The following is a 3,927-nucleotide window of genomic DNA, read 5'->3' as shown; positions in this document are numbered from 1 at the left end:
CCGGCGAATGTCTGCTCACCCTCTCCGGCCATGCCTCCTGGGTCACCGCGTGCGCATGGAGTCCGGACGGCCAGCGCCTCCTCTCTGGCTCTTTCGACAAGTCCCTGAAGGTGTGGGACGCCTCCTCCGGCGAATGCCTGCTCACCCTCTCCGGCCATGCCTCCTTGGTCAACGCGTGCGCGTGGAGTCCGGACGGCCAGCGCCTCCTCTCTGGCTCTTTCGACAACTCCCTGAGGGTGTGGGACACCTCCTCGGGCCAGCACTCCTGGTCAAGCTACCTCCTCCCAGAAGGGCAGACCGCATCGCTCGACAAAGTCCACGGACGCATCCTCCATGCCTCCCCCGAAGCCTGGCGCTGGCTGGGCTGGCGCTGGACCGATCCCACCACCGGCCAGCTTCGTATCCTCCCAGCTGAAGCCTTCGGCCCACTCCCTGCCTGACTCTAAGCGACCAGCATCCGCCCGCTCAGGGGGAGCGATCCACTCCACGGCTCAGAAGCCGCGCATCCATCCGCCATCAATCGCGATGGACTGGCCCGTGATATAGGCTGCCTGCTCCGAGGCCAGGAACGTCACCAGCGCGCCCAGCTCCTCCGGCTTGCCCAGCCGCCGCGCCGGAATCTGCGACGTAATCTTCTCCTCGGGATGCCGTGCTCGGCCACCTCGTTGCTCACGGTCTTCACCAGCCCCATCAGCCCCGCGCGCAGCCCATTGGGAGATCGTCAGCAGCGGCCCCAGTGCCGCTCCTTCATCCCCCGCAGCGCCGCTTGGAGCCCCTCCACCACGCTCATCCACAGGCTCTGGGGTTCATGTCACTCCGTGGCCTTGAAGTACCCTGAAACCTACTCCGAATCGGGAGGATTCATCTTCATCAATTCTTCCGGGAGAGGCGTCGGACGGAATCTCAACCCCTGCCCATCTCGCCGTGGGATGGCGCGGAAACCCTCTCCAGCGATTTTGACGAGTTCACCCTCCTTGACCTTTCCACTGGCGAGCGACTCGTCTGCTTCCTCTCTCGTCTCGAACACCTGAGAGGGGACTATGTAGTCAATGGCGGGAGTGTAGAACTTCCGAAAGAATTCGCGATATTCGTCCAGCTTTTGGGCTTCACGCACATAGAACAGCGCCACCGCAGCAACCCGGATGGCTTCGTCTTCTCGCGAGCCCTCTTGATACTTCTCGTTCACGGTGCGGAGGATATCGAGAACGGAGTCAACGTCGAAGTCAGGATTGTAAATCATTTCAGAGTCCAGCTACGGATCAAGCATTAGAGGGCAAGCGGAGCCAGAATCAGTGCACCAGAGCCGCCCGTTGTGAGGACGAACGCAACCCCAGCGACGATGACGACAGTTCCAAGTGCGACCTCTGCCTTGTGCGTCTTGAGCCACTCAATCGCTTCATCCATGCGCGAAAAACTCAACTTCTTCCGTCTCTCCGCTTCCTCCTTTTCTCTCTCCTCCTCGCACTCGTTGTAGTCCTTATTGCAATCCTGCTCGCAGCGTTCGTGATACCAGCCGGCCTGCGGCTTGTTGTGAGGCCATGGATAGCGTTTGTCCCAACACCTCTTCATGCATTGCTTGAATTCACTGTCGCAGTCGTATCCTCCAGAGCCGCCAACTCCGCCCGCGTCCTCGGAAATGACGTAGATTCCAGGCTCCGGCGCCTGGGTGTGGGCGCATCCACCGCCAACCATGGCGACTGACAGAACCACCCAACTCGCCAGAACCTTCATCCGGGCTGTGCGACCCACGGAGGACCTCCTCAGAAGCCGCGCATCCACCCGCCGTCGATGGCGATGGACTGGCCCGTGACGTAGGCCGCCTGCTCCGAGGCCAGGAACGTCACCAGCGCGCCCAGCTCCTCGGGCTTGCCCAGCCGCCGCGCCGGAATCTGCGAGGTGATCTTCTCCTCGGGGATGCCCAGCTCCTTGAGCCGCTCCGTGGCGTGGTAGCCGGGCTGCACCGCATTGAGGGTGATGCCGTGCTCGGCCACCTCGTTGCTCACGGTCTTCACCAGCCCCATCAGCCCCGCGCGCAGCCCGTTGGAGATCGTCAGCAGCGGCATCGCCTCGCGCGCCGCCACCGACGTCACCAGGATGATGCGGCCCCAGTGCCGCTCCTTCATTCCCGGCAGTGCCGCCTGGAGCCCCTCCACCACGCTCATCCACAGGCTCTGGAAGCCCTCCTGCCACTGCTCCGCCGTCATCTTCTCGATGCCGCCCTTGGGCGGACCGCCCGTGTTCGTCACGAGCACGTCCACGCATCCCAGCTCCGCCACCACCTGCTCCACCAGCGCCTTCGTGGCCCCCGGCTTCGTCAGGTCCGCCGCCACCCCCAGCGAGGCCCCCATGCGCCGCGCGGCCTCGCGGATGCGTCCCTCGTCGCGCGAGCAGATGGCCACCCGCGCGCCCTCCTTCACGAGCTGCTCGGCGATGGCGTACCCCAGTCCAGCCGAGGCGCCCATCACCAGCGCCCGTCTACCCTTCAATCCCAAATCCATCCGAGTGCTCCTTCACGAAGGGCACCAGCCGCTCGCGGATGAGCGTGCCAGCCCTCTCCAGGTCCACGTCCTGCGCCCGGGTGAGGCCCTCGATCAGCTCGGTGACGATGCCGCTCGCGATGGCGCCCACCTCGTAGGACAGACGGTACGGTACCCGGCTGAAGCTCACCAGCGTGTAGCGACTCAGGAACTCGCCGGGGAAGGCCTTGAGCAACTCCTTCTCCACTGCCTTCTCCAGCAGGAAGCGCGAGTCCGCCGTCCGGTCCCGCATCTCCACGAAGTTCTCCACCGCCATGTCCGCGATGGCGTCCGCGTTCGGCTTGCGCAGCCGGAAGAACTCCTCGAAGGCGTCCTCCCACCGCGTGTGCCGCCCGAGGCACGCATCCAGCGTCACGCAGTCCTCGAAGCCGCAGTTCATCCCCTGCCCGAAGAAGGGCACGATGGCGTGCGCCGCGTCCCCCAGCAGCAACGCCCTCCCCCCCACGTGCCACGGCCCGCTCTTCACCGTGACCATCGTCCCGGTGGGGTTGTGGAAGAAGTCGTGCGTCAGGCCCGGCATCATCGCCAGCGCGTCCGGGAACTGCTCCTCGAAGAAGGCCACCACCCGCGCCGGAGTCTCCAGCGACTCGAAGCTCACCGGGCCCTGGAAGGGGAGGAACAGCGTGCAGGTGAAGCTGCCATCCTCGTTCGGCAGGGCAATCAGCATGTACGAGCCGCGCGGCCAGATGTGCAGCGCGTGCTTCTCCATGGGGAAGGTGCCGTCCGGGCCCGCGGGAATCGTCAGCTCCTTGTACCCGTGGCTCAAGTGCTCCTGTGCCGAGCCGTGACCCGGCAGCGTCGTCATCTCGCGCCGGATCGCCGAGCCCGAGCCGTCCGTGCCGAACACCACCGGGGTGTGCAGCTCGCGCACGGTGCTGCCCGACCTGTCCAACACGTCGAGCACGCCTTTCTGGAAGTCCACGTGCTGCACGCGCTGCTCGAACTGGATGCGCACCCGGCCCGAGCGCTCGGCGTGCGTCATCAGGTACTTGTTCAACCACGCGCGCGAGAGGCTGTTGATGTGCTGGGACTCGTCCCGGCCGTAGGCCTGGAAGACCTGCTCGCCCGAGACGGGATGAATCATCCGGCCGCGCATGGGGATGGCGTGGCGCAGCGCCTCCTCCTCCAGCCCCACCTGCCGCAGGGCGTGCAGCCCGCGGGTGGAGATGGCGAGGTTGATGGAGCGCCCGGCGCCAATCTCCTCGCGCCGCATGTCCGGGCGCCACTCCAGGACGTCCACCTGGAAGCCGCGCCGGGCCAGGTACATCGAGAGGAGCGAGCCCACCAGTCCCGCCCCCACCACCGTCACGCGTTGCGTCTGGTCAATCTCGTGCATGGCGTTCGAGGATCCCCGCGAAGCGGTAGACATCATGGAAGCTCACGTAGAGCG

6 protein-coding genes are annotated in these 3,927 nt (G+C 65.5%); 1 reads left to right on the top strand and 5 read right to left on the bottom strand.

Annotation, left to right across the window (positions count from 1 at the left end; translation table 11 throughout):
• Positions 1-440 (top strand): WD40 repeat domain-containing protein (locus VF794_RS11960; protein ID WP_414640901.1); only part of this gene is annotated, 440 nt, incomplete at its 5' end.
• Positions 441-491: 51 nt separating this feature from the next.
• On the opposite strand, the gene VF794_RS11955 is transcribed toward VF794_RS11960, so the two are convergent.
• Genes VF794_RS11955 through VF794_RS11935 form a run of 5 tightly spaced genes read right to left on the bottom strand, consistent with a single transcriptional unit; the run spans position 492 to position 3,873 of the window.
• The gene (locus VF794_RS11955) at positions 492-794 is read right to left on the bottom strand and encodes an SDR family oxidoreductase (protein ID WP_331109826.1); all 303 of its coding nucleotides are present in this window, start codon (positions 792-794) and stop codon (positions 492-494) included.
• A gap of 47 nt (positions 795-841) precedes the next feature.
• Positions 842-1,240: a hypothetical protein gene (locus VF794_RS11950; protein WP_331109824.1), complete on the bottom strand. Its 399-nt coding sequence runs from the start codon at positions 1,238-1,240 to the stop codon at positions 842-844.
• Between the two features lie 26 nt (positions 1,241-1,266).
• On the bottom strand, positions 1,267-1,749 hold the full coding sequence (locus tag VF794_RS11945) for a hypothetical protein (protein WP_331109823.1): 483 nt from the start codon (positions 1,747-1,749) through the stop codon (positions 1,267-1,269).
• Positions 1,750-1,760: 11 nt separating this feature from the next.
• Complete coding sequence (locus VF794_RS11940; RefSeq protein WP_331109822.1) at positions 1,761-2,498, bottom strand: SDR family oxidoreductase; 738 nt, start codon at positions 2,496-2,498, stop codon at positions 1,761-1,763.
• Positions 2,476-3,873: an NAD(P)/FAD-dependent oxidoreductase gene (locus tag VF794_RS11935; RefSeq protein WP_331109820.1), complete on the bottom strand. Its 1,398-nt coding sequence runs from the start codon at positions 3,871-3,873 to the stop codon at positions 2,476-2,478. The genes VF794_RS11940 and VF794_RS11935 overlap by 23 nt, the downstream gene beginning before the upstream one ends.
• Positions 3,874-3,927: the final 54 nt, after the last annotated feature.

The organism is Archangium sp., assembly GCF_036389735.1.
GTDB lineage: Bacteria > Myxococcota > Myxococcia > Myxococcales > Myxococcaceae > Archangium.
Note: the sequence above shows the minus strand (reverse complement) of the source record. Positions and strands in the feature narration are given on the sequence as shown.